Origin of the sequence: Massilia sp. Se16.2.3, assembly GCF_014171595.1 — a bacterium.
Lineage (GTDB): Bacteria > Pseudomonadota > Gammaproteobacteria > Burkholderiales > Burkholderiaceae_D > Telluria.
On the sequence record NZ_CP050451.1, the window covers coordinates 4,759,566 to 4,783,423 of the forward strand.

The 23,858-nt window shown below is 65.2% G+C and carries 20 protein-coding genes and 2 pseudogenes; 11 read left to right on the forward strand and 11 right to left on the reverse strand.

What is annotated here, in order from left to right; translation table 11 throughout:
* Nucleotides 1–120 precede the first annotated feature (120 nt).
* Both G4G31_RS21775 and G4G31_RS21780 read left to right on the forward strand, forming a co-directional pair.
* A complete protein-coding gene (locus G4G31_RS21775) occupies nucleotides 121–750 on the forward strand; it encodes a hypothetical protein (protein WP_182989356.1) in 630 nt (209 codons plus the stop codon).
* 24 nt (nucleotides 751–774) lie between these two features.
* A complete protein-coding gene (locus G4G31_RS21780; protein WP_182989357.1) occupies nucleotides 775–1,398 on the forward strand; it encodes a hypothetical protein in 624 nt (207 codons plus the stop codon).
* A gap of 45 nt (nucleotides 1,399–1,443) precedes the next feature.
* On the opposite strand, the gene G4G31_RS29520 is transcribed toward G4G31_RS21780, so the two are convergent.
* The 6 genes from G4G31_RS29520 to G4G31_RS21810 all read right to left on the reverse strand — a co-directional run bounded on the left by G4G31_RS29520 (nucleotide 1,444) and on the right by G4G31_RS21810 (nucleotide 8,094).
* Complete coding sequence (locus tag G4G31_RS29520) at nucleotides 1,444–1,710, reverse strand: hypothetical protein (RefSeq protein ID WP_374011331.1); 267 nt, start codon at nucleotides 1,708–1,710, stop codon at nucleotides 1,444–1,446.
* A 33-nt stretch (nucleotides 1,711–1,743) separates the two neighbouring features.
* On the reverse strand, nucleotides 1,744–2,118 hold the full coding sequence (ftsB, locus tag G4G31_RS21790) for a cell division protein FtsB (protein WP_182989359.1): 375 nt from the start codon (nucleotides 2,116–2,118) through the stop codon (nucleotides 1,744–1,746).
* A gap of 102 nt (nucleotides 2,119–2,220) precedes the next feature.
* Nucleotides 2,221–3,504 (reverse strand): phosphopyruvate hydratase, encoded by a 1,284-nt coding sequence (gene eno, locus G4G31_RS21795; protein WP_182989360.1) that lies wholly within the window; start codon nucleotides 3,502–3,504, stop codon nucleotides 2,221–2,223.
* Between the two features lie 99 nt (nucleotides 3,505–3,603).
* A complete protein-coding gene (gene kdsA / locus G4G31_RS21800) occupies nucleotides 3,604–4,461 on the reverse strand; it encodes a 3-deoxy-8-phosphooctulonate synthase (protein WP_182989361.1) in 858 nt (285 codons plus the stop codon).
* Nucleotides 4,458–6,143 carry a CTP synthase gene (locus tag G4G31_RS21805; RefSeq protein ID WP_182989362.1) on the reverse strand — a complete coding sequence of 562 codons (1,686 nt, stop codon included), beginning with the start codon at nucleotides 6,141–6,143 and terminating at the stop codon, nucleotides 4,458–4,460. The genes kdsA and G4G31_RS21805 overlap by 4 nt, the downstream gene beginning before the upstream one ends.
* Before the next feature lie 622 nt (nucleotides 6,144–6,765).
* On the reverse strand, nucleotides 6,766–8,094 hold the full coding sequence (locus G4G31_RS21810; protein WP_182989363.1) for an amidohydrolase: 1,329 nt from the start codon (nucleotides 8,092–8,094) through the stop codon (nucleotides 6,766–6,768).
* 305 nt (nucleotides 8,095–8,399) lie between these two features.
* On the opposite strand from G4G31_RS21810, the pseudogene G4G31_RS21815 reads away from it, so the two are divergent.
* The 7 genes and pseudogenes from G4G31_RS21815 (at nucleotide 8,400) to G4G31_RS21845 (ending at nucleotide 15,532) form a co-directional block, all read left to right on the forward strand.
* Nucleotides 8,400–10,104 (forward strand): annotated as a pseudogene (locus tag G4G31_RS21815) (methyl-accepting chemotaxis protein).
* Between the two features lie 165 nt (nucleotides 10,105–10,269).
* Nucleotides 10,270–10,788 (forward strand): hypothetical protein, encoded by a 519-nt coding sequence (locus G4G31_RS21820; protein WP_182989364.1) that lies wholly within the window; start codon nucleotides 10,270–10,272, stop codon nucleotides 10,786–10,788.
* A gap of 172 nt (nucleotides 10,789–10,960) precedes the next feature.
* A pseudogene (locus G4G31_RS29525) lies at nucleotides 10,961–11,359 on the forward strand (tetratricopeptide repeat protein); the annotation flags it as partial.
* A 257-nt stretch (nucleotides 11,360–11,616) separates the two neighbouring features.
* On the forward strand, nucleotides 11,617–12,219 hold the full coding sequence (locus G4G31_RS21830; RefSeq protein ID WP_182989365.1) for a YaiO family outer membrane beta-barrel protein: 603 nt from the start codon (nucleotides 11,617–11,619) through the stop codon (nucleotides 12,217–12,219).
* On the forward strand, nucleotides 12,213–12,467 hold the full coding sequence (locus tag G4G31_RS21835; protein WP_182989366.1) for a hypothetical protein: 255 nt from the start codon (nucleotides 12,213–12,215) through the stop codon (nucleotides 12,465–12,467). The genes G4G31_RS21830 and G4G31_RS21835 overlap by 7 nt, the downstream gene beginning before the upstream one ends.
* Nucleotides 12,434–14,584 carry an LTA synthase family protein gene (locus tag G4G31_RS21840; RefSeq protein WP_182989367.1) on the forward strand — a complete coding sequence of 717 codons (2,151 nt, stop codon included), beginning with the start codon at nucleotides 12,434–12,436 and terminating at the stop codon, nucleotides 14,582–14,584. Before G4G31_RS21835 ends, G4G31_RS21840 begins: the two co-directional genes overlap by 34 nt.
* 39 nt (nucleotides 14,585–14,623) lie before the next feature.
* A complete protein-coding gene (locus G4G31_RS21845; protein ID WP_182989368.1) occupies nucleotides 14,624–15,532 on the forward strand; it encodes a hypothetical protein in 909 nt (302 codons plus the stop codon).
* Nucleotides 15,533–15,840: 308 nt separating this feature from the next.
* Here G4G31_RS21845 and G4G31_RS21850 read toward each other — a convergent pair whose 3' ends face one another.
* Nucleotides 15,841–16,218 carry a hypothetical protein gene (locus G4G31_RS21850; protein ID WP_182989369.1) on the reverse strand — a complete coding sequence of 126 codons (378 nt, stop codon included), beginning with the start codon at nucleotides 16,216–16,218 and terminating at the stop codon, nucleotides 15,841–15,843.
* Between the two features lie 178 nt (nucleotides 16,219–16,396).
* On the opposite strand from G4G31_RS21850, the gene G4G31_RS21855 reads away from it, so the two are divergent.
* Together G4G31_RS21855 and G4G31_RS27120 are read left to right on the forward strand one after the other, a co-directional pair.
* A complete protein-coding gene (locus G4G31_RS21855; protein WP_182989370.1) occupies nucleotides 16,397–17,545 on the forward strand; it encodes a PAS domain-containing protein in 1,149 nt (382 codons plus the stop codon).
* A complete protein-coding gene (locus G4G31_RS27120; RefSeq protein WP_229425660.1) occupies nucleotides 17,500–18,999 on the forward strand; it encodes an ATP-binding protein in 1,500 nt (499 codons plus the stop codon). The genes G4G31_RS21855 and G4G31_RS27120 overlap by 46 nt, the downstream gene beginning before the upstream one ends.
* Before the next feature lie 78 nt (nucleotides 19,000–19,077).
* On the opposite strand, the gene nfsB is transcribed toward G4G31_RS27120, so the two are convergent.
* From nfsB to G4G31_RS21885, 4 genes are all read right to left on the reverse strand, one after another.
* A complete protein-coding gene (gene nfsB, locus G4G31_RS21870) occupies nucleotides 19,078–19,731 on the reverse strand; it encodes an oxygen-insensitive NAD(P)H nitroreductase (RefSeq protein ID WP_182989371.1) in 654 nt (217 codons plus the stop codon).
* 99 nt (nucleotides 19,732–19,830) lie between these two features.
* Nucleotides 19,831–21,135, reverse strand: coding sequence for a YihY/virulence factor BrkB family protein (locus G4G31_RS27125; RefSeq protein WP_229425184.1), 1,305 nt, complete (start codon nucleotides 21,133–21,135; stop codon nucleotides 19,831–19,833).
* 263 nt (nucleotides 21,136–21,398) lie between these two features.
* A complete protein-coding gene (locus tag G4G31_RS21880) occupies nucleotides 21,399–23,201 on the reverse strand; it encodes a VanW family protein (protein WP_210283920.1) in 1,803 nt (600 codons plus the stop codon).
* Nucleotides 23,198–23,677: a hypothetical protein gene (locus G4G31_RS21885; RefSeq protein ID WP_182989373.1), complete on the reverse strand. Its 480-nt coding sequence runs from the start codon at nucleotides 23,675–23,677 to the stop codon at nucleotides 23,198–23,200. Before G4G31_RS21885 ends, G4G31_RS21880 begins: the two co-directional genes overlap by 4 nt.
* Between the last annotated feature and the right edge of the window lie 181 nt (nucleotides 23,678–23,858).

The window sequence follows — 23,858 nt, forward strand, 5'->3', positions numbered from 1 at the left end:
GACCCGGACGGCGGCGCCAGATCCGGCCAGCGCGCCCAGCCAGGCAGGCGCTCTCCGGGTGCGGGAGCAAGGCTTGTCGTTGTATGATTGGCAAGCACCCGTTTCCGGAGACTGAAGACCATGTGGAAGACCTTGTCGATCGTGCTGCTGTGCTGCTCGTCCCTGCCCGCCTGGGCGTTTGATCCCTGGTGCAGCCCGCGCGGCAAGCAGGCTTACCGCTTCGAATGGGTGGTCAAGGGCAAGGCCGAGGACCTGGACGGGTCCTTTGTCGGCGAGGTGCGCATCCGGAACGCATCGGGCAAACTCGTGCAGGTACTCGGGAACGTCAGCAACTACTACGGGGAAGACAGCGAATGGCTCCCTGGCGCCCGGGATTACAACAACGACGGCTGCCCTGACCTGGTGATGACGAGCCAGGTTGCCGGAATCGGCAACGCAAGCGTCGAGGCCTACCTGTACAACCCCCGGCGGCGACGGTTCGAGCTCAACGAGGCCTTGTCGAACATCGGCGGCCTGGATGTCGATCCGCGCGACAAGAATTGCGTGACCGGCGGATGGAAGAGCGGTGCCGACAGTGTGTATGCGTCCCGGCATTGCTGGAAGAAAGGCAAGCTCGTCCTCGTCAGCGAATACAAGATTTCGCCGCGCTACAAGGAGGGATCGGAGTCCTTTTGCTACGAGCACATCGAGACGACCTACCGCGGCGGCAGGAAGCGCACGCGCACGAAGTGTACGAAGACATTCGAGTAAAAATTCCCCCGGAGGCCGAAGCTGATGTGGAAGACCCTGTCGATTGCCGTGCTGTGCTGCTCGTCCCTGCCCGCCTGGGCCGCCGATCCGTGGTGCAGCCAACGAGGCAAACCCGCCTATCGCTTCGAGTGGGTGCCGGAGAAAGAAGCTGACCGCACCCGCGGCAGCGTGCACATCAGCGACGCGTCCGGCAAGACGGTGCAGGTGCTCGCCAATCTCGGGAACGAGCGCGCAAACAGCGAATCGCTCGATACAAGCCGCGATTTCAACTACGACGGCTGCCCTGACCTGGCCGTCACCAGCGACGTCGGCGATACCGGCAACGAGAGCCTGACGGTGTTCCTTTACAAGCCCAAGGGGCGCCAGTTCGAACTGAGCAAGGCTTTGTCCGAGATCGGCGGCCTGGATATCGACAACCAGCATGGCAAGTGCGTCAGCGGCGCCTGGAATGTCGGCGAAGCGGAATATTATTCGTCGCGACACTGCTGGCGCCAGGGCAAGCTCGTCATCGACCACGAATACGACAGGACGACACGCGTCAACGAGGATGGCGAGTTCGTCTGCATGCTCCACGTCGAGACGACCTACCGTAACGGCAAGAAACGCACGCAAACGAAGTGTACGCAGGAGCCTTCCGTGCTTTGGTAGGGTGGACGGGGAACCCGTCCACCCTACGGATTGGATCGATTGACGCTAGTGGGCCTGCCCCGGCAGGTGCAGGTCGATCACCTTCATGATGGCGAGCGTCGTCGCCATGCTCATTTCGCCGCGGGCGAAGGCCTGGCGTAGTTCAAGCTGGGGCAGGCCGGCGGCGGCCGCCAGGTGGGTGGTGCCCTCGGCCTGCGCCGCCACTGCCGGGGCCTCCGCCAGCTGGGCGCTGTCGCCGCTCTCGAAAGCGGCGGCCAGGTAGGCGGCAAGCGCCTCGAGCGTGCTCAGGCCCGTTGCGGGATCCTGCGGGATGCGCCATCGGCGCCATGGTCGGCTTGCATGATGTCAGTGGGTGGGACCGTTGCCGCGGCCGGCGTCCTGGCCGCCCTTGCCGGGTTTCGGCGGCGGCGGCGGCGGCGGGACGGTCATCGATTCGGTCGGTTGTTCGTCCTTGCGCAGGACCTGGACGAAGATTTCGTTCTGCTTGATCATGCCCAGTTCCAGGCGCGCACGTTCCTCGACGGCGCCCAGTCCTTCGCGCAGGTCGCGCACTTCCGATTCGAGCTTGGCGTTGCGGGCCTGCAGCTTGCCGGTGTGGACCTGGGCCAGGTCGACCTGGTCGCGCAGGTCGGAAACGGCCAGCATGCCGCCCTTCCCCAGCCATAAAGGGTATTGGATCAGTACCAGCAGGGCGGCGAGAACGAGCGTAATGAGGCGCATGGGGACAATGTTACGCCGGCCAGTCAGGGTGACCGGCCGGGTGGATACTTACTTGATGTGCTTCAGCTGATGCCGAGCCGTTTGTTGCGGCTCTGCATTAACTTATTTCAGATTATAGAACGCATCGCGGCCAGGGTAGCTGGCAACGTCGCCCAGGTCTTCCTCGATACGCAGCAGCTGGTTGTACTTGGCCATGCGATCCGAACGCGACATCGAGCCGGTCTTGATCTGCAGCGCGTTCAGGCCGACCGCGATATCGGCAATGGTCGAGTCCTCGGTTTCGCCCGAACGGTGCGAAATGACGGCCGTGTAGCCGGCGCGCTTGGCCATCTCGATGGCGGCGAAGGTCTCGGTCAGGGTGCCGATCTGGTTGATCTTGATGAGGATCGAGTTGGCGATGCCCTTCTGGATGCCTTCTTTGAGGATCTTGGTGTTAGTGACGAACAAATCGTCGCCGACCAGCTGCACGCGCTTGCCCAGGGCCGCGGTCAGCGTCGCCCAGCCTTCCCAGTCGCCCTCGTGCATCGCGTCCTCGATCGAGATGATCGGGTACTTGTCGACCCAGGTCGCGAGCATGTTGGTGAAGTCGGTCGAGGTCAACTGCAGGCCCTCGCCTTCCAGGTGGTACTTGCCGTCCTTGTAGAACTCGCTGGCGGCGCAGTCCAGGCCGATGGCGATCTGGGTGCCGGCTTCATAGCCTGCCTGCTCGATCGCCTGCATGATCAGCTTGATCGCTTCTTCATGGTTCGCCACCGATGGGGCAAAGCCGCCTTCGTCGCCGACCGCGGTCGACAGGCCCTTCGAGTGCAGGATTTTCTTCAGCGTGTGGAACACCTCGGCGCCGTAGCGGATGGCTTCCTTGAACGAAGGCGCGCCGACCGGGATGATCATGAATTCCTGGATGTCCAGGTTGTTGTCGGCGTGGGCGCCGCCGTTGATGACGTTCATCATCGGTACCGGCATCTGCATCGCGCCCGAACCACCGAAGTAGCGATACAAAGGCAGGCCCGCTTCCTCGGCGGCAGCCTTGGCGACGGCCATCGACACGGCCAGCATGGCGTTCGCGCCCAGGCGGCTCTTGTTCTCGGTGCCGTCCAGGTCGATCAGGGTACGGTCCAGGAAAGCCTGTTCGTTGGCGTCCAGGCCCATGATTGCTTCGCTGATCTCGGTGTTGATGTTCTCGCAGGCCTGCAGCACGCCCTTGCCGAAGTAACGCTTCGGGTCGCCGTCACGCAGTTCGATCGCTTCGCGCGAACCGGTCGACGCGCCCGACGGCACGGCCGCACGGCCCATCACGCCCGATTCCAGCAGCACGTCGCATTCGACGGTCGGATTGCCGCGCGAGTCAATGATTTCGCGGCCGATAATATCAACGATAGCACTCATGTCTCAAATCTCCAGAAGGTAAAAAATCCTGTCGCACATGAAAGTCGAGGCGCCATATGAGGCGCCTCGACTTGCAAGCTAAATAATCCCAATAAGCAATTATGCCTTGAAACTGTTCTCGAGGAAGCCCGCACGCTTGACCACGCGGTCCAGTTCGACCAGGGTCGTCAGCAATTCCTTCATGCGGCCCAGCGGCACCGCGTTCGGGCCGTCCGACATGGCGTTGGCCGGGTCCGGGTGGGTTTCCATGAACAGGCCGGCGACGCCCACGGCAACCGCCGCGCGCGCCAGCACCGGCACGTGTTCGCGCTGGCCGCCCGAGGACGTACCCTGCCCGCCCGGCAGCTGAACCGAGTGGGTGGCGTCGAACACCACCGGGCAGTTCGATTCGCGCATGATGGCGAGCGAACGCATGTCGGACACCAGGTTGTTGTAGCCGAAGGAAGCGCCGCGTTCGCAGGCCATGAAGTTGTCCTCGTTCAGGCCCGCATCGCGAGCTGCCGCGCGTGCCTTGTCGATCACGTTCTTCATGTCGCCCGGCGCCAGGAACTGGCCCTTCTTGATGTTGACCGGTTTACCCGAACGCGCGCAGGCGTTGATGAAGTCGGTCTGGCGGCAGAGAAAAGCCGGCGTCTGCAGGACGTCCACGACGCTGGCCACTTGCGCGATCATCTCTTCGTCGTGCACGTCGGTCAGCACCGGCACGCCGATTTCGCGGCGCACGTCGGCGAGGATCTCGAGGCCCTTGTCGATGCCGGGACCGCGGAAGGTCTTGCCCGACGAGCGGTTCGCCTTGTCGAAGGACGATTTATAGATGAAGGGGATGCCCAGCGCGCTGGTGATTTCCTTCAGCGTGCCGGCCGTGTCCATCGCCATCTGGCGCGACTCGATCACGCAGGTGCCGGCGATCAGGAAAATCGGGTGTTCCTGGCCTACTTCAAAACCGCAGAGTTTCATGCTGCGTCTCCTTGCAAAGCTTGTTCGTTGGCCGCGGCCGGGGCGCTGCGCGCCTGGTGCGCGAGCGCGGCCTGGATGAACGAGGTGAACAGCGGGTGGCCGCTGCGTGGGGTCGACTTGAATTCAGGGTGGAACTGCACGCCCATGTACCACGGGTGCGCGTTCTCTCCGCTGCGCGGCAGTTCCATGATTTCGCACAGGTCTTCGTTCGGGGTGCGCGCCGCGACGACGAGGCCGGCCGCTTCCACCTTCGGCAGGTAGAAGTTGTTGGCTTCGTAGCGGTGGCGGTGGCGCTCGGTCACGACGCTGCCGTAGATCTCGGCCGCCAGCGTGCCCGGTTTCACGGCGCAGGTCTGCGCGCCCAGGCGCATGGTGCCGCCCAGGTCCGAGTTCTCGTCGCGCTTTTCCACTTTGCCGTCGTGGTTCTGCCATTCGTTGATCAGGGCGACGACCGGCTGGTCGGTTTCCAGGTCGAATTCGGTCGAGTTCGCGTTCGGGAAGCCGGCCATGTGGCGTGCGTATTCGATCAGCGCCACCTGCATGCCGAGGCAGATGCCGAGGTAAGGGATCTTGTTTTCGCGTGCATAGCGCGCGGCCATGATCTTGCCTTCCACGCCGCGCTTGCCGAAGCCGCCCGGCACCAGGATGGCGTCGTACTTGGCCAGGTGCTCGCAACCTTTCGTTTCGATCTCTTCCGAATCGAGGTACTCGATGTTGACGCGGCTTTCGGTATGGATGCCGGCGTGGCGCAGCGCTTCGGTCAGCGACTTGTACGATTCGGTCAGGTCGACATATTTGCCGACCATGCCGATGGTGACTTCGTGCTTCGGGTTTTCCAGCGTGTGGATCAGTTTCGTCCACATCGACAGGTCGGCCGGCGGCGCCTGGATATCCAGCGCTTCGAGGATGATGTCGTCCAGGCCCTGGTCGTTCAGCACCTGCGGCACCTTGTAGATGGTGTCCACGTCCCACACCGAGATCACGGCCTGCTCTTCGACGTTGGCGAACAGCGAGATTTTCGCGCGCTCGTCGTCGGGAATGCGGCGGTCGGCGCGGCACAGCAAGGCATTCGGCGAAATGCCGATCTCGCGCAGTTTCTGCACGCTGTGCTGGGTCGGCTTGGTTTTCAGTTCGCCGGCCGACGCGATATACGGCACCAGGGTCAGGTGGACGAAGGCCGTCGACTTGCGGCCGGCGCGCAGCGACAGCTGGCGCGCCGCTTCCAGGAAGGGCAGCGATTCGATGTCGCCGACGGTGCCGCCGATCTCGACCAGCGCGACGTCGACGCCTTCGGCGCCGCGGCGGATGTAGTCCTGGATCTCGTTGGTGATGTGCGGGATCACCTGCACGGTCTTGCCGAGGTATTCGCCGCGGCGCTCCTTGCGGATCACGGACTCGTAAATCTGGCCGGTGGTGAAGTTGTTCACCTTCTTCATGCGGGTGCTGATGAAGCGCTCGTAGTGGCCCAGGTCGAGGTCGGTCTCGGCGCCGTCGTCGGTGACGAATACTTCGCCGTGCTGCATCGGGCTCATCGTGCCCGGATCCACGTTAATGTAGGGATCGAGCTTGAGCATGGTGACTTTGAGGCCGCGCGATTCGAGGATCGCGGCGAGGGAGGCGGCTGCGATCCCCTTGCCCAGGGAAGACACGACGCCGCCGGTGACGAATACAAATTTGGTCATTTGCTGAAGGTGCCGAACGGCACGCGCGGGAAATTGAAATTATACCCTAAACGGGCTGAAACTTTCTCTTATCAAGAGGATAAGGGCGGTTTTCGCCGATGTTGGGGGCATTTCATGCTGAACAATTGTTTTTGCGCAGCAAACAGAAGTTGGCATGGTCGGCCCAGCGCATTCCCTTCGCGTCATGCCGGTTGTGAAAACGCGTGGAGTCGGGACTCCACCCTACACCACGGCGGATAGTCCCTCGTTCGCATGCGCAGCGACCGCGCATAGGCCGTACCGCGTGGGCACGAGTGCCCACCCTACGCCAATTCACAGGTTGCGTGCCGAAAAAATGGCGGCGCCTTGCCATCGTAGGGTGGGCACTTGTGCCCATGCCGTCTCACCATCTGAACATCGGCGCCGCCATCCCGTACCGCGTGGGCACGAGTGCCCACCCGACGCCAATTTACAGGTTGCGTGCCGAAAAAATAGCGGCGCCTGCCATCGTAGGGTGGGTACTTGTGCCCACCCCACGCCAATTCACAGGTTGCGTGCCGAAAAAATGGCGGCGCCTTGCCATCGTAGGGTGGGCACTTGTGCCCACGCCGTCTCACCATCTGAACATCGGCGCCGCCATCCCCTACTTCGCCTGCCCCGGCTTCAACAAATCCAGCAACACCGCCGTCTCCGCCGCGATGAAGGAACGCACGGTCGGCTTGAAGTCCGGCGCCCACTGTGGCGAGTGCGTGCCCGGCGGGTACTTGCCGGCGGCGCGCGCATCGGCCAGTTTCTTCGGCTCGACCGCGCCCACGTGCAGCAGGATGGACTTGATCCCGGCCTGGCCGTAGTTGGCGAAGTCTTCGGAGGTCATCTTGGCCGGCATCTCGACCACCCTGTCGGCCCCCAGCGCGCCCTGGATCGCGGCGACCGCGCGTGCGGTCAGCTGCGGATCGTTATAGACCGAATCGGCGCCGGGCACGATGTCGACCTGCGGCTTCTTCGGCGCGCCCGCGGCCATGGCTTCGCCCTCGACTTCGCGCACGATGCTGGCCAGCACGCGCTTGCGCACTTCCGGCTTGAAGGTGCGCACGGTCAGCAGCAGCTTGACCTGGTCGGGCACGATGTTCGCCTGGGTGCCGCCGTGGATGCTGCCGACGGTGATGACGACCGGGTCGGCCGGATTGTTCTCGCGCGAGATCAGGGTCTGCAGCGCCATCACGACGCGCGCCGACATGACGACCGGGTCGCGCGTTTCCTGGGGCGTCGCGCCATGTCCGCCCTGGCCGTGGATGGTGATGGTGATGGTATCGGCCGAGGCGCGGAAGTGGCCGGCATGCCAGCCCACCGTGCCGGCCGGCAGCGTGCCTTCGTCGTGCATCGACATCGCGTAGTCGGGCTTCGGGAAGCGCTTGAAGAGACCATCCTTGATCATCGCGTTTGATCCCGTCAGCGGCTCCTCGGCCGGCTGGCCGAGCAGCATCAGCGTGCCGCTCCAGGCCTTGCGGTTCTCCGCCATCAGCTTGGCGGTGGCGAACCAGGCCGACATGTGCACGTCGTGGCCGCAGGCGTGCATGGTCGGTACCGTTTCGCCCGCCGCGTTTTTCGTCGTGACGGTGCTGGCGAACGGCAGGCCGGTCTTTTCCTGCACCGGCAGCGCGTCCAGTTCCGTACGCAGCATCGCGGTCGGGCCGGGGCCGTTCTTCAGGATGGCGACGAAACCGGTGCCGCCGATGCCGGTGGTGACCTCGTAGCCCAGCGCCTTGACGCGGTCGGCAAGCTTCTTCGCGGTCTGGTGTTCGTTGAATGCCAGTTCCGGATTGCGGTGCAGGTCCTGGTAGAGCGCTTCGATGGCCGGATAATCCTTGTCGAGCTGGGCGGCGAACTCCGGCGGCAAGGCGGCAGCCTGGAGGGTTCCAGCGGCGCCCAGGCCGGCCAGCAGGAGGGGAAGAAGACGGGTGGAGGGGTTCATGAGCGTCTCGGCAAAGGGCGTCACGGAGGGCGCGGGTGAGACAGAATCTAGTGCAGATTCACGGGGGCTGCAAGAAGCACACTTCCCTTGCCCTGCTGGGCGATTTAACAATTGATGGCTTAACCATGCGGCCAAAAGTGTCGTAAAAATTTCCCTGCGTCACTTTTTCTCTGGCGCAGCATGGCCCGCACGCCTTAGAATTCGTCATCTCCGGAGCGCTTCCAGGGACGCTCCCCGGCCGCCCTGCGCGTCCATCGCCAGGCCTGCCGCCGCCCTCTTCCACCAATACCTGAAGGAATGCTGTAATGGGTTTCATTTCCAACATCAAGATCGGCAAGCGCCTCGGTCTCGGCTTCATGCTGATCCTGGCCATGACCGTGCTGATCGCCTGCGCCGGTGTCTGGCGCCTGGGCGAAGTGGCCGAAGCCACCCGTACCATGATGGCCGCGCCCCTGACCAAGGAACGCCTGATCACCGATTGGTATAGCCTGAACTACGCTTCGATCCGCCGCACCGCGGCCATCGTCAAGAGCACCGACCCGGCGCTCGGCCCGTATTTCAAGGAAGACGCGGCCGCCTCGGTGAAGAAGGCTGCCGAACTGCTCAAGCAGATCGAACCGCTGATCGACGGCGGCGAGGAAAAGGCGCTGTTCGCGCGTATCCTGGAGCAGCGCAAGGCGTATTCGGCTTCGCGCGACGGCGCCGTCAAGGCCAAGGCCGCGGGCAACGAGGAAGAAGCGGCGCGCCTGCTCGACCAGAACTTCACCCCGGCCTCGAAGCTGTACCAGGAACTGCTGCAGGAACTGGTCGTCATGCAGCGCACCAGCATCGACGCCACCGCCAAGGCGATCGACGCCAGCGCCGCCCACAGCACGAAACTCATCGCCGGCCTGACCGCCCTGGCCGTGCTGCTCGGCGCCTGGCTGTCCTGGCTGCTCACGACAAGCATCACCCGTCCGATCCGCGCCGCGGTGGACCTGGCCGAAACCGTGGCCGGCGGCGACCTGACGCGCACCATCGACGCCACCTCGCGCGACGAAACCGGTGCCCTGCTGCGCGCCCTGCGCCACATGAACGACAGCCTGGTCACGATCGTCGCCCAAGTCCGCAGCGGCACCGACACGATTGCCACCGGCTCGGCCGAAATCTCGGCCGGCAACCTGGATCTGTCGGCCCGCACCGAGCAGCAGGCCGGCGCGCTCGAAGAAACCGCCGCCTCGATGGAAGAGTTGACCACGACCGTGCGCCAGAACGCCGACAACGCCCGCCAGGCCAACGAGCTGGCGATCACGGCATCGACCGTCGCAGCCGAAGGCGGCGCCGTAGTCGGCGACGTCATCACCACCATGGGGTCGATCAACGAGTCGGCACGCAAGATCGTCGACATCATCGGCGTCATCGACGGCATCGCCTTCCAGACCAATATCCCCGGCGCTGAACGCGGCCGTCGAAGCGGCTCGTGCGGGCGAACAGGGCCGCGGCTTCGCCGTCGTGGCGTCCGAAGTGCGCACGCTGGCCCAGCGTTCGGCCGCCGCCGCCAAGGAAATCAAGTCGCTCATCGGCGACTCGGTCGAGAAGGTCGACATGGGTGCCAGGCTGGTCGACCAGGCCGGCGCGACGATGGAGCAGGTGGTGGAATCGATCCGCCGCGTCACCGACATCATGGGCGAGATCACCCACGCCAGCGCCGAACAGACCGGCGGCATCGAGCAGGTCAACGCGGCCATCGGCCAGATGGACCAGGTCACGCAGCAGAACGCGGCCCTGGTCGAGGAATCGGCCGCCGCCGCGGCCTCGATGCAGACCCAGGCCGCCACGCTGGCGCAGGTGGTCGGCGTCTTCAAGCTGGCCGGCACGGCAGCGGCGCCGCAGGCGGCACGCACGACGGCACCGGCGGCCCGCCCTGCCCTGGCCGTGCGCGCCGCCAGGCCGGCCGTCAAGCCCGTGATCAAACCCGCTGCGGCGAAAGCGACCGTGCGCGTCGGCGGCGAGGAGTGGGAAGCCTTCTGACCGCTTCCGACAGAGCGGCATCGCCAGCCAAACCGCCCGCCAGCCGGGCGGTTTTTTTTCGCGCTGACTGGACCGCAGTCCCCGCGCGACCGCCCGCGAGCGCCGCATTGCGGGGGCACGCCGCGCTCGGGTATGATCGATCTGCCAAGTCCTTCGAAAGCGTCCGTGACCGCCGCCCGCAATCTCCTCGCCCTATGCATCGGTACCGCCCTGCTGGCGCCCCTGTCCGCCGCCGCTTGCGCCATCGCGACACCGGAACAACGTGCCGAGTACCAGCGCAAGGCGATCATCAAGGCGAAGGAAGACGTGCTCGCGCTGCGCGACCGGGCCGACCTCGTCTTCACGGGATGGCTGAAACGCCTGGACGTGCATGAGGAAACCCGCGACATGGGACCGGGCAAGAAACAGGACCTGCTGGTACACGAGGCGGTCTTCGATTCGGTCACCGAGATCAAGGGCAGTTACGTGCCCGGGCAATTGCTGTCGTTCACGACCATCAAGGACCGTATCGTGATCGGCTGCGGCACCGATTTCATGGACAGCCTGCCGCAGCAGAACGGCGCCGGCGAGCGCTACCTGGTGTATGCGAAGGACGGCGTGATCCTGCGTACGAACCACATGCCGGACAAGGCCCCGGTACTGCGCGCGTACGAAGAACTGGAAGTGATGCGCGAGAATAGATAAGGCGCTGAAAGCCGGGCGAAAGTCTGGTCAGGATGGCCATGCTTTGACGACAGCGCGCGACAACCGGCCTCGTCAGGGCATGCGCGCCTTGACGCTTACCCTGCGCTGGGGCAAAGTTGCGCCATGGCACTGCCAGAGCGCAGTGCGTCCTTCCGTTTCCGACCTCTTTTCCATGCCCATCGACTTCCAGCCGCCTCCCACGTCCGCCCAAACCCAGCCGGCCAGCGCCCCCTCCTTCGACGAACAGTACGAAAAAGCCCGCAATCTGGCCAACGGCGGCCAGCCGGCGCTTGCCGTGGCCGCCTACAACGCGCTGCTGGCGCAATCGCCCGGCAATGTCGACGTCCTGCTGGGACGCGGCATCGCCTACACGCGGCTGGAGCGCTGGGAAGATGCCCAGGCCGACCTGGAAGCGGCAAGCAAGGCCTCGCCCGACTACGCCGACGTCTGGCAGGCGCTCGGCAACCTGCACCAGTGGAATGACCGGCCGCAGCAGGCGGTCGATGCCTACAGCCGCCTGGTCGCGCTGCGCCCTGATGACGCTGCCGCCTGGATGGCACGCGCGCGTGCTTACCGCGCCCTCGGCCGCAGCGCCGAAGCGAAGGCCGACCTGGTGAAAGCGCGCGCTGCCGGCGGCAATGCCGCCGAGATCGATGCCTTTGAACAGTCGCTGCAGCCGAAGCCGCAGCCGGCGCCCCAGGAACAGCCGCAGCCACGCGCAGGCAATCCGGAAGCGGTCATGGCCGAGGGCTATACCGGGCAACGAGCCTGTCGGGCAGCTGGACGGATGTCGGCAGCGGCCCTGCTTGGAACGACCAGACCGCCAGCGTGCGCCACTACACGAAGCGCGGCTCGCTCGGCTTCGAAACCCTGCGCGCGCACCGCTTCGACCAGACGGGCTACGCCTGGGCGCTCGACGCCTATACCGACCTGTGGGAGGGCGCGTATGCGAATATCCGCTACCAGCGCGCCCCGGCCGCTCGCCTGTTCCCGGCCAATTCCGGCCGCATCGAAATCTACCAGGCGCTTGGCAACGGCTGGGAAGCCGCGCTCGCCGACGACGTGCTCGGCTTCGATGGACGCGTCAACATCTATGGCATCACCCTCGGCAAGTACGGCGGCAACTGGTATGTGCAGCTGCGCCACCAGAACATCGTCACGGCGGATTCGCACAGCAACGGCCAGCGCCTGATGGCGCGCTACTACTATCGCGGCGACGCCGACAGTTATCTCGAAGGCACCATCAACCGTGGCCGCAGCGACGATCCGCTCTCGCTCTCGGGCGGGCGCAGCCGCTCGGGCGGCGGCAGCGTGAGCTGGGTGCGCTACTGGTCGGACAACTGGGGCACCAAGGCCAGCGCCAGCTTCTCGCGCGACGGCCAGGACGCGCGCGAACGCGGTGTCTCGGTCGGACTGTACCGCCGATGGTAAGCGGCAGCACCACGCCTGAGCGCCCGCGCGCCGCGCTTGCCTGGCTGGCGCGCGCCTTCGCCTTCCCTGTCGATGCGCTGCCGGCGCTGGTGCTGGCCTGGCTGTGCCTGCGCATTGCCGAAGCCATCCACGCCAGCAGCGCCGGCGTGCCGCAGGCGACCCTGTTCGGCGCGGGCCTGGGCAATGACCTGCTGTCGCTGCTGCGCCGGGCTTCGTGTTCATCGCCGGCGCCCTGCCGCTGGCCCTGATTCCCTCGCTGCGCTGGCGCACGCTGGCGCTGGGCATGCTGTGGAGCGTGCTGCTGGTGGTGCATACCGGACTGCTGCAGTACCACTGGATTTCCGGCGTCCCGCTCGGGGCCGACCTGTTCGCGTATTCCAGCGACGAGGTTCGCACCACGGTCGGCGGCGGCTGGCAGGTCAGTCCGCTGCTGGGCCTCGCGCTGGTGGCGGCTTTGGCGGTGCTGTGGACGCTGCTGTCGATGAGTGAGCGTGCGCTCCTGGTGGCCGCGCGCCGGCGGACGCACCGTACTGGTCGCGGCCATGGCCAGCGCCCTCGCCTTTGCGCGCTGCTGCCGGTGCGCTTCGCGCCGAAGGTGGCGCGCACCGATGCCGACCTGGCCTACCTGACCAACAAGACGGCGTACTTCGTCGACAGCAACCTCGCGCACCTCTGCGGCGCGGGCGAGGAGCGCGCGCCGCAGAACGCGCAGGCCGCGCAGGCGCTGACGCCCTGGGCCGGCAGCGATCCGCGCTACCCCTTCCTGCATGCCGAGCGCACGCCCGACACCCTCGGCCCGCTCTTCAACCCGCAGGCTGGCAAACCGCCGAAGATCGTATTCATCATCGTCGAGGGCCTGGGACGCACCTTCTCCGGACCCGGCGCGCGCCTGGGCAGCTTCACGCCCTTCCTCGACGAACTGGCGGGACGCAGCCTGTACTTCGAGAACTTCCTGGCCGGCCAGGGCCGTACCTTCGGCGTGCTCACCACCGTCTTCGGTTCGCTCCCCTTTGGCGAAAACGGCCTGACGGCCCTGGGCGAGCGCCTGCCGCGCCACGAATCGCTGCTGTCGATCCTGAAACGCCAGGACTACCGGCTGCGCTTCTATTCCGGCTCGAACCTGGAGTTCGACAACGAGGGCCTGTTCCTGCGCCGCCAGGGCGTCGACACCTTTGTCAGCGAAAAGGATTTCAGTGCGCCTTACGAACGTGCCAACGACTGGGGCTACGCCGACCGCGACCTGATGGAAGTGGCTGTGGCGCGCGAGGCCCAGGCCCCGGCGGGACCGGCGGTCGCCGTCGTCCAGACCACCAGCATGCACAGCCCCTTCACCTTCCCCGGCAAGGAAGCGTACATGCGGCGCGCGGCCGAACGCGTGGCGCAACTGAAGCTGCCGGCCGCTCCCGTGTACGAGAACGACCGCGCCATCTTCGCCAGCATTCTCTACACGGACGATGCGCTGCGCATGTTCTTCGAGCGCGCCGCCAAATGGCCGGACTACGACAACACGATCTTCGTCATCACCGGCGACCACCGCCTGCCCGAGCTGCCGATGGACACGCGCATCGAGCGCTACCACGTGCCGCTGATCGTGTACTCGCCGCTGCTGAAGGCGCCGCGCGCGATCAAGGCGATCTCCTCGCAGTTCGACATCGCGCCTTCGCTCCTGGCCTACCTGGCAAACAACCATGGCCTGCAGTCGCCGCGCGACGTCACCTGGATCGGCACCGGCCTGGACACCGAGCCGTCCTTCCGCAACCTGCACGTCATCCCGCTGAAACAGACCAAGAGCGAGATGAGCGACTTCGTCTCCGGCACGGCCTACCTGGCGCAGGGCCAGCTCTACACGATCAGCGACGGCATGCAGGCCGACCGCGGCGACGACGCGCAGGCGCTGGCACGCGCCCAGGCGCAGTTCCGCGCCTTCCTGACCGACAACGGTGCCGCCGGCCGCAGCGCGGCGCTCGGGCCCGCGCAGGCGCAGCTGGCCAGCTACGGCGGCGAGCGCACCCTGCGCACGGCAACGCTGGCGGCGGCTGCCGGCGACATTGGCGTGACCGGCCTGCGCCGGGTTGCCGGTGCGGACGGCGCGCCGGCCTTCGAGGCGACGTTCACCAACCACGGCGCCACCCGCTCGCCCGAATTCATGCCGCTGCTCGTCATCGCCAACGAGCACGGACTGGAACTGGGCGAAACGGCGGGCGCCCCGCGCACGCTGGCACCCGGCGAGCGCGCCGTCATCACCCTGCGCCCGGACCTGCGCAAGGTGGCACCGGGCAGCTATTTCGTCTCGGTCCTGCCCTCGCATCCCGACACCGGGCGCTCGATCGGCATGGGCCAGTACCACGTGGAAGCGAAGCTGTGAACATGGCCATGAAACGCTTCGCCGCGGCCCTGCTGGCCTGTGCCTGCACCCCTGGCGCAGGCTGCCCCTGCCGCGCCTGCCGCCGCTACGGCGCCGCGCGCCATCTGGACCTGGGAAGAAGATTCCTATGACATGCTCGAGCAGCCCGCCGCCGCCGGACGCGCCATCGACTTCCTGAAATCGAAATCGGTCGATACCGTGTTCCTGTATGCGGACGCCTTCGGCGGGCGCAACCTCATCGTGACGCAGCCGCAGCTGTACCGGCGCCTGGTGCGGCGCCTGCACGCCTCCGGCATGAAAGCCTATGCCCTGCTCGGTTCGGGCTACCTGCACACCGAGCGCTACGTGCTGCCCCAGCACCGCGCGCAGGCGCTGGCGATGCTGCAGCGGGTGCTCGACTACAACAAGAGCGCGGCGCCCGAGGAACGCTTCGACGGCATCAACGTCGACATCGAACCGCACATCCTGGCCGAATGGTCGACCCGCAAGATGGAGCTGCTGGCGCATTTCGTCGATTTGTCTGGCGCGCTGATGCGGGCGAAACACGCATCCGGCCAGGATCTGCCGCTGGGACCGGCGATCCCCTTCTGGCTCGACGGCATCCTGCTTGACCACGGTGGCGAGAAAAAGCCCGTCAGCGAGCACGTGCAGGACCTGTACGACTACGTGGCCCTGATGGACTACCGCGACCACGCACTCGGCGGCGACGGCATCGTCAGCCACGCGATGGACGAACTGGCCTACGCCGACAAGGTCGGCAAGCGCGTGCTGATCGGCGTCGAGACGCTACCGAACAGCATCAAGAAGGTGTCGTTCGAGCACCTGAAGGAGGCCGACATGGAACGCGAACTGGGGCTGACGGCGCAGCAGGTCGGTGCCATGAAGCCCTTCGGCGGCTTCGTGATCCATCATTACGGGCAGTACCGCAGGTGGCTGGGGCTGGACTAAAGTACTCACCCAAAATAAATGTGTTGTTGGCTTCCATAACCGGCGCGTTGCTGCGTCGGCCCGCGTCCGCTTGCGGCGCAGTGCTCGCACTGCGGCGCTCTCGCCGTCTTGCACCGCATCCGGTTCTACACGCCCCCCAGGCGCGCGGCCACCTCCTCGTTGATGAGGCGGTAGTATTCGGCCCGACTTTTTCAGCTCAGACCGCCGATGAGGCCGATGACCTGCGACGAAGCGGTGGGGACAGCGGCTGGCGGCATGCGGGCTCCTTCGGGGTCGTGGGTTGACCCCGCCAGTATGGTTCCCCCTCTTCAGTCGGCCACCACGTGCCACACCTCCTTGACCTTGTCGCCCTTGCGCTCGCCCGGCTTGGTGTCGTTGGCGAACAGGTAGAGGGGCTTGCCCTTGTAGGCGAGCTGCTTGCTGCCGTCCTCGCGCGTGACGACGGAATACGGCGCCGCCGCCGGCGTGCTGCCCGCGGGTACGGGCGGCCACATCTTCACGCAGCCGTCGTTGCAGGCGCTCTTGCCGGAGCCGGCCGTATCCTTGTCGAAGGTGTAGACGGTCATGCCGGCGGCATCGACGAGCACGCCGTCGGCCTTCTTCAGGGCGGACTGCGCACCCGCCGCGGTGGCGGCCAGCAGGAGCACGGCGCCGAGCAGCGCAGGGACAGGGTGGAACGCTTTCATGGCAATCTCCCGGGGATGGTCCTGGGCTGAGTATAGACCTGGACAGTGTGCCCATTGCCGTGCGCGCGCCGTATGCGCAGATAAACAACACCCTTGTGCGTTGCCTGCTGTTCATGTTTTGAAAGCCATGTCCCGGATACACGGTACGCGGCGCCATTTCTGGCGGGAGCCAGGGATAATGGTGGCCTACCACACCTGCGCGCGTCTCACGATGATCTCCGCTCCCCTGTTCAGCCGCGCCGATGCCTTTCGCCAGCGCCTTGCCGACCACGACTGGGCGGCATCGGTGCTCGGCCCTGTCGACACCTGGCCGCTGGCCATCCGTACCGTGGTGCGCCTGATGCTCGATGCCAAGCATCCGATGTTCGTCTTCTGGGGACCTCGGCTGGGCTTGCTGTACAACGAGGCCTATACCGACTTCCTGCAGGACAAGCATCCCGCCGCCATCGGCCAGCCCTTTTCCCGGGTATGGCCGGAAATCTGGCCGGCACTGTCGCCCCTGATCGCGCGCGCCCTGGCGGGTGAATCGATTTATGTCGAGGACATGCCTTTCGTCATGTTCAGGAATGGCCGGGACGAGCAGACCTGGTTCACGTTCTCTTATTCGCCGATCTACGACGACGGCGGCCGCATCGTCGGCCTGTACGGCACCGGCGTCGACACCACGGCCAGGGTCACGACCGAGCGCCGCCTCGCCTTCCAGGTGCGCCTGGGCGACGAGCTGCGGGACCTGGCCGATCCCTACGCGATCTGTGCGCGCACGGCTGCCCTGCTGCGCGCCGAGCTCGCTGCCAGCCGCGTCGTGTTCAGCGAAATCGCGGCCGACGGCGAACACGGGATCTTGCACTCGAATGCGCTCGATGGCGCCTTGCCCGGGCTGACCGGCAGTGTCGCGGCGGACGACTTTGGCGACGCGGTGTTGCCGACGCTGCGCAGCGGCGAGGCCAGGGTGCACAACGACATCGTGGCCGAACTCGGCGCGCGCGACCCGCGGGCCGCGGCGCGTTTCGTCCAGGCCGGGATCAAGGCCGAATTGAGCGTGCCGGTGATGCGCAACGGACAGCTCAGCAGCGTCCTGGTCGTGCACGGGACAAGGCGCGTGCCTGGGCCCCGCACGAGATCACCCCGGTGCAGGACATTGCCGAGCGCAGTTGGAGCGCCGTCGAGCGCGCCCGTACCGAGGCGCGCCTGCAGGACGCCCGGATGCAACTGGAACAGCTACTGGGCGAGCGCACGGCCGAGCGCGACCGCATCTGGGACATCGCCCAGGATATCCTCGCCATCGCCAGCACGGACGGCTATTTCCTGGCCTGCAATCCGGCCCTGACGCGCATGCTCGGCTGGACCGAAGCCGAACTGCGGTCCACGCCGTTCACGGCCTTTGCCCATCCCGAGCAGCTGGCGGAACTGGGTGCCGTCCTGGCACGCCTCGTCGCCGGCGAGACCGTCAATCAGTACGAGATCCGCAGCCGCCACAAGGACGGCTCCTACCGCTGGCTGTCCTGGACGGTGGTGCCGCAGGGCCCGACCCTGTACATGGCCGGGCGCGACGTCAGCGAGGCCCGGGCCCAGCAGGAAGCCTTGCGGCAGGCCGAGGAAGCGCTGCGCCAGGCGCAGAAGATGGAAGCGATCGGCCAGCTGACCGGCGGCGTCGCCCACGACTTCAACAACATGCTGGCCGGTATCGTCGGCAACCTGCAGCTGGCGAGCCTGCACCTGAAAGCCGGCAGGACCGAACAGATCGCGCGCTACCTCGAAGGCGCCGAAAGAACGGTCGATCGCGCCGCCACGCTGACGCATCGGCTGCTGGCATTTTCGCGGCGCCAGACGCTCGATCCGCGGCCCACCGATGTCGAGCAGCTGGTCGATTCGATGCTGGACCTGATGACGCGCACCGTCGGGCCGGCCATCGGCATCGAAGTCGCGTACGGGAGCGCTTTCCGCAGTACGTATTGCGACGCCAACCAGCTGGAAAACGCACTCCTGAACCTGGCCATCAACGCGCGCGACGCCATGCCCGGCGGCGGCCGCCTCCTGATCCGCACGAGCGATATCGCGGCCACGGCAAGCGGCGGCGCCGAGGGGCAGGACTTCGTGCGCATCAGCATTGCCGACAACGGCAGCGGCATGCCGCCCGAGGTGGCGGGGCGCGCCTTCGAACCCTTCTTCACGACCAAGCCGCTCGGGCAAGGCACCGGCCTGGGCCTGTCGATGGTGTTCGGCTTCGTCAGCCAGAGCGGCGGCCGGGTGCACCTGGACTCCACGCCGGGCGCCGGCACGACAATACACCTCGACCTGCCGCGCCACCACGGCAGCGTTGTCGCCGCTGCGCCACTGCCCGCCCTGGCGACCCCGGGGCCGGCACCGCGCGCCACCATCCTGCTGGTGGACGACGAAACGGCGCTGCGTGAAGTCCTTGCCGAGCTCCTGCGCGGCGCCGGCCACGAGGTGGTCGAAGCGGAGGACGGCCCGGCCGCGCTGGCGCAGCTGGCAAGGATGAGGGAAACGCTGGCGGAGATCGACCTGCTCGTCACCGACGTCGGCCTGCCCGGCATGAACGGGCGCCAGCTGGCCGACGCTGTGCGCGAGACCGCGCCCGCCACCGCGGTGCTGTTCATTACCGGCTACGCCGAGTCGACCCCGGGCAAGGACTTCCTCGATCCCGGCATGCACATCATGGTCAAGCCCTTCCACCTCGATGCGTTCGCGGCCAGGGTGGCGGCGCTGGTCGGCGAGCAGCGCCAGGCCGCGCCGGCGGGCACGGCGCAGGATCGCCTGTAGCAGCGCCTGCTCAGGATTGCAGGATCCCGAAGTGGCCGCGCCTGCGCTGCCCGGACCTTCGGGATCGCACCGCAGGCATTACAGGAAAGTGAAAACCTGTTCCTGCGGCAGGCGCGACTTCGGCAGCCTGGCATTGAAGTCGCCCTCGGCGTGGTAGCCGACACTCAGCAGCGCCAGGCTCGACAAGCCCTGCTCGTGCAAGCCCAGTTCCGCATCCAGGGCGGCCACGTCGATGCCTTCCATTGGCGTCGTATCCACGCCCAGCGCCGCGGCGGCCAGCATGGCCTGGCCCAGCGCGATATACACCTGCTTCTCGTACCACTGCGGCAGGTCCTTGTAGGTGTAGCGGTGCAGGTTGGTGAAGTGCAGGCGGCCCTTGGCGCCACCGGCTTTGGCGGCTTCGTCGGCATAGCGGCCGTCGCGGTCTTCCTGCTCGAGCAGGCGGTCGAGGTGGCCGCCTTCGGCGTCGACGCGGGTGCAGAACAGGATCACGTGCGAGGCATCGCGAACCTTCCCTTCATTGAAGCTGTAGCCGCCCTGCACACCCTTGGCCAGGCGCGCCTTGCCTTCCGGGGAACTGGCGACGATGAAGTGCCATGGCTGGGAGTTGACCGACGAGGGGCTGTTGCGCAGCACTTCATAGATCTGCTGCATGGTCTCTTCCGGGACCTGGCGAGTCGGGTCGTAGGCCTTGGCCGTATAACGTTGTCGGGATGCTTTGACGATGTCCATGGATTCCTTGTGTTCGGATGAAGCCTGTTGAAGCAATCGCTCAACAATGCTTAACCGCACATTATTACAGGAAGCCGCAATTCGCGTGCGGAGCCGGCACTATTCCTTGCGTACTTTGCTGTTTGCGTACACCCAGGTGTATTCAGCGCCAAACAGGAAAATCTGCGCGGAATAATAGAACCAGGCGACGAGAATCACGAACGAGCCGGCCGCGCCGAAGCCCGAGGCCACGCTCGATTTCGCCAGGTACAAGCCGATCAAGGACTTGCCTACGTTGAAGAGCAAGGCTGTTACCGCGGATCCCATCCAGACGTCGTGCCAGGAGATCTTCGCGGTCGGCATGATCTTGTAGATCATCGCAAACAGCACGGTGAAGAGGGCAAACGACGCGATGAAGTTCAATACGGATGCCAACACGCTTTCCGCTGCGCCGCCCCCGCCCAGCCATTCGCCCGTCGCTGCCAGTGCCGCGCTGACGACGAGCGAAATCATCAGCATGAAAGCGAATCCAAGAACCAGTCCGAAGGACAATACCCGGCTGCGCAACCAACCCCAGATGCCCGACGGTTTCGCTTTCGCCGGCACCCGCCAGATGCGGTCCAGGTCAGTTTGCAGCTCGGCGAAAATCGCCGTTGCGCCCAGCAGCAAAAGAAAGCCGCCAACGATACTGGCGACGATTCCAGTAGATGGTTCACGCGCAGCTTTCAGCAAGCCCTGCACAGCGGTCGCCCCTTCCTGACCCATGATGCCTTGCAGCTGCGCGATGATGGCGCCTTCCGCAGCATCCTGTCCAAATACCATCCCGGCAATCGCGATGATGAGAACCAGTAACGGTGCCAGGGAAAACAGCGTGTAGTACGACAGTGCTGCCCCCATGCTCGGCGCGTAATCATCGATCCATGCGTTTGCCGCAGCCTTGAATATTTGCCACTCCCTGCCGATCCAGCTTGTCGAGGTGTGCTCGAATTGCGGGAGCGCAGGCGTGCTGATGGCTGGTTCCGCGTCCTTCGCATCGGGTTTGGCGTCCTGTGAAGGTTTGCCGTCCTGTGAATGCGTCGGAAAATAATCTCTTTCTTTCTGCACCGCGGCGGGTGTGTCGACGCTGGCATTGTTCCTGGCCGAAGCGAGAGACGCCAGCAGGGAGACAAGCACACCACCCGCCTTCAGAAAATCGCCGTTATCGTGGCTGCGTACTGGTACAAACTTCGTTACAGGCTTTTTCTTGCGTTTGAAGACCGCATAGCCCGCCGCGGCGATGCCCAGTACGGCGGCGCCGCGCACATAGGGAGAGGAAAACGCGTCCGAAGCCCTGGATTTCAACACCTCGAACTGTGCATTCATTGTCGACTCGGGAGCAGCTACGCTGGCTTCGGCTTCATGCGTTTCGTGAGCGGTAGTGGTCATATTGTCCTCATGTGGTCGATATCCGTGCCAGGCCGCCTTGGCGTGACGGCAAAATGGCGCGTTTCTTCGATTTCTTTGCTTCGTTGGCTGACTGTTTCGGTGGCCTGCCCACCGTAAGCCTTCCATCGGTAAGTTTCAGTACGGTGACTCACCATCTGCAGAAGCAAAAGAGGATTGATGCAGCTGAAAGTGCCACGGCCTTACCGAGGCCGCATTATTCAAGAACTGCAGCCCAGAAAACCTGTTTCGTCCCAGCGTAGACTTCAAGATACACTCCTGGATGCGTAGGGCCGCAGCGCATCCATCAGAGCAGCGACATTGCCTGCTGGGACGATAGTCAAGTTCGGCTGGGGCAACAGGCCACAAGCCGGCGTTGCAATGACGGGAATCCCAGCGTCGAGCGCCGTCAGTAATAGCGTGGGCCGGACTTGAACCCACGCAGGCAGCACCAGGACAGCGGCGTCGGCCATCGTCCCCATCCGCACCTCCACTCCCTCCCAGAAGTCGGACGACTCCAGCACAGGTCCCATCAAGGTAAGGGGCAGCCCCAGTTCGCGTACGCAGGCACGCAAGTCGTAGGCGCCTTTGCGGCCAAGCGTAGGTGCCGGGAACACGACATGTTGCCCCGGGGATGTGCGGGCCGGGACCGGCCGTGCCCAGTAAAGCCGGACCGTCTGTGCAAACGCGGCGGCAACCTCGGAATGCGGGGTCAGGATCTGCCCTGCCTTTTGCAAGGCCTGCATCTCGCTTGCCGCCAGTGCCGATGGCGCGCGAAAATCGCCCAGTGTCGTACTCTCGGGATGGCGCGCATGGGCGTCGTCGAGCACCGTGTGCAGTGCAGAAATGGTAGGCCCTGTCATCAGGACGTCGAAGCTTCGCCCTTGCAGCGCCCCCGTCTCCCACACGTAAGGCAGCAAGTCTTGTGAGACCACCACATGTTCGTCGAGGTAGGTGAGCGATTCCACGTAGCGGTGCGCCAGCCGCTTGCGAAACGCCAGCGCCGACATCTGGCGCGCCGCTCCCTGGTTCGACAAGCGACGGGACACCAGCGAGCGCCACAGTGCCAGCATCGGGAAGGTGGCGACCTTTCCGAAACCCTCGGTATGCCAGGCGTACTGTGGCCGGCCGTGCCGACGACCGTCCAGGGGCAGCATCAGCGTATCGCGAGGGCCTTTACGGGTCGCGATCCAGGCATCGAACTCCGGCCACAGCGCATCGACCATGAAGACGGTCCGGTGCGCCGCAGTCGCCGGCCTCGCGGCGGCCTGGCGAAAGCACGCCGTCTCGCCGCAGCTGTGGCAGCTTCGTGGTACCGGCATTTTCGGCGCGAAGGCAATGGATGCGATGGAAACGGCGCTTTTCGCCGGCACCGCGCGGGGTGAATGTTTGAGGATTCGCACACGCAGCTGCCCGTCTTCAATCCGCGCCGAGATCCCAAACGCTTCGGCGGAGCGGAAACGCAGGTCGACATAATTCCAGAACACGGTCGCATCGCGCCCGCTCTGCGCGGCTGAGCCGGGAATGACGCGGGAGTGCGCGTGGCGTTCGACGATATCGAGCCCGGCGTCGAGCGCAGCCTGATACAAGGCGTTCGACAACTGGCACAGCCCTCCGCCCACGGCCGGGATGATGCATCCTTCGCGCAGCTCTCGGCCTTCGACGTAGCCCCGGCCACGCCGCGCCTGTCCGACCTGCTTCCAGAAGCTCAATAGCTGGCCCGCCGGCACGTGCACGCCATCGATGGAGCGAAGCGCCACACGCAAGTTCTGGATTTTGCCGAGTACCAGCGCACGGTGCTCATCGGCACCGACAGTGTCGAGGACCGAGATCGCTTCGCTCCATACATGCGGCAGCGGGGCACCTGATGACCACCGCTTCAGGTCCCGCTTGAACGCGTCGGCGATCCATCGCCGCAGACGCAGCAGCGCCACCTTGCACCCGAATACGGCAGCATCGGCGCGGGTTGGTAGGCGCACTGCGCTGTCACTAGTGGTGTCCATCGTTAATAGTGTCTCTCGAGCTCGTTTGTTTGCAGAGCGCTTGCGCGCTGCGGCTTCGTCCTTCACCAATCGTCCGCATAAGTGCCTGGAACGATGATCCTGAGTGCGCGGCTTTTGAGGCTGATGGCAAGGCATTTATCCTCAATGCCTTTGATTTGATCCCAGTTATCGTCGTTGATCAACACCAGCCTTTCAACCTCGTCCATGTCGATCCTGGAGGCATAGCGGCGCGCACGGATCGACAGCGTTGAAGCGTCAAGACTGACCGTCCATGGCACGCGTGGTGTCGAGATCAGCCCCTGGGCGTTCAGGCCCAGCATCTGCGCGGCGTACGCAAGCCCAATACCACCTGTCGAGCCGACGTAAAACAGGATGACGACGATTCTCCAAAAGATGTTATCGGACCCGCGCAAATCCGACTGCTCAGGCCAGGTGATGGCGATCGCACCGAACACGAACGCCACAATCACCGCCACTGGGATCAGCCGTACGGCTAACTGGATGGTGGCAAACCTGATCGGAGATATGAGCGTCGTTGACATGCAGCTTGTTTTGAGGTGACGGGTATTGCAGTCAAAATGCGACTGCCGAGCCCTGCAGTAGACATACCCCGGTACCCGTCCGCCAAAATCATTGTCCGAAAATTGGAGGTTGAGAGCGCCTGACGAAGTCGCGAAAGCGACATGATCGCGTGACCGATCACGGACGTTCGGAATAGCTCAG

What these genes read in the sequence shown, in the direction of transcription:
- G4G31_RS21775 (WP_182989356.1), top strand. Translation starts at nt 121, where the DNA reads ATGTGGAAGACCTTGTCGATCGTGCTGCTGTGCTGCTCGTCCCTGCCC.
- G4G31_RS21780 (WP_182989357.1), top strand. Translation starts at nt 775, where the DNA reads ATGTGGAAGACCCTGTCGATTGCCGTGCTGTGCTGCTCGTCCCTGCCC.
- ftsB (WP_182989359.1), bottom strand. Translation starts at nt 2,118, where the DNA reads ATGCGCCTCATTACGCTCGTTCTCGCCGCCCTGCTGGTACTGATCCAA.
- eno (WP_182989360.1), bottom strand. Translation starts at nt 3,504, where the DNA reads ATGAGTGCTATCGTTGATATTATCGGCCGCGAAATCATTGACTCGCGC.
- kdsA (WP_182989361.1), bottom strand. Translation starts at nt 4,461, where the DNA reads ATGAAACTCTGCGGTTTTGAAGTAGGCCAGGAACACCCGATTTTCCTG.
- G4G31_RS21805 (WP_182989362.1), bottom strand. Translation starts at nt 6,143, where the DNA reads ATGACCAAATTTGTATTCGTCACCGGCGGCGTCGTGTCTTCCCTGGGC.
- G4G31_RS21810 (WP_182989363.1), bottom strand. Translation starts at nt 8,094, where the DNA reads ATGAACCCCTCCACCCGTCTTCTTCCCCTCCTGCTGGCCGGCCTGGGC.
- G4G31_RS21835 (WP_182989366.1), top strand. Translation starts at nt 12,213, where the DNA reads ATGGTAAGCGGCAGCACCACGCCTGAGCGCCCGCGCGCCGCGCTTGCC.
- G4G31_RS21850 (WP_182989369.1), bottom strand. Translation starts at nt 16,218, where the DNA reads ATGAAAGCGTTCCACCCTGTCCCTGCGCTGCTCGGCGCCGTGCTCCTG.
- G4G31_RS21855 (WP_182989370.1), top strand. Translation starts at nt 16,397, where the DNA reads ATGGTGGCCTACCACACCTGCGCGCGTCTCACGATGATCTCCGCTCCC.
- nfsB (WP_182989371.1), bottom strand. Translation starts at nt 19,731, where the DNA reads ATGGACATCGTCAAAGCATCCCGACAACGTTATACGGCCAAGGCCTAC.
- G4G31_RS27125 (WP_229425184.1), bottom strand. Translation starts at nt 21,135, where the DNA reads ATGACCACTACCGCTCACGAAACGCATGAAGCCGAAGCCAGCGTAGCT.
- G4G31_RS21885 (WP_182989373.1), bottom strand. Translation starts at nt 23,677, where the DNA reads ATGTCAACGACGCTCATATCTCCGATCAGGTTTGCCACCATCCAGTTA.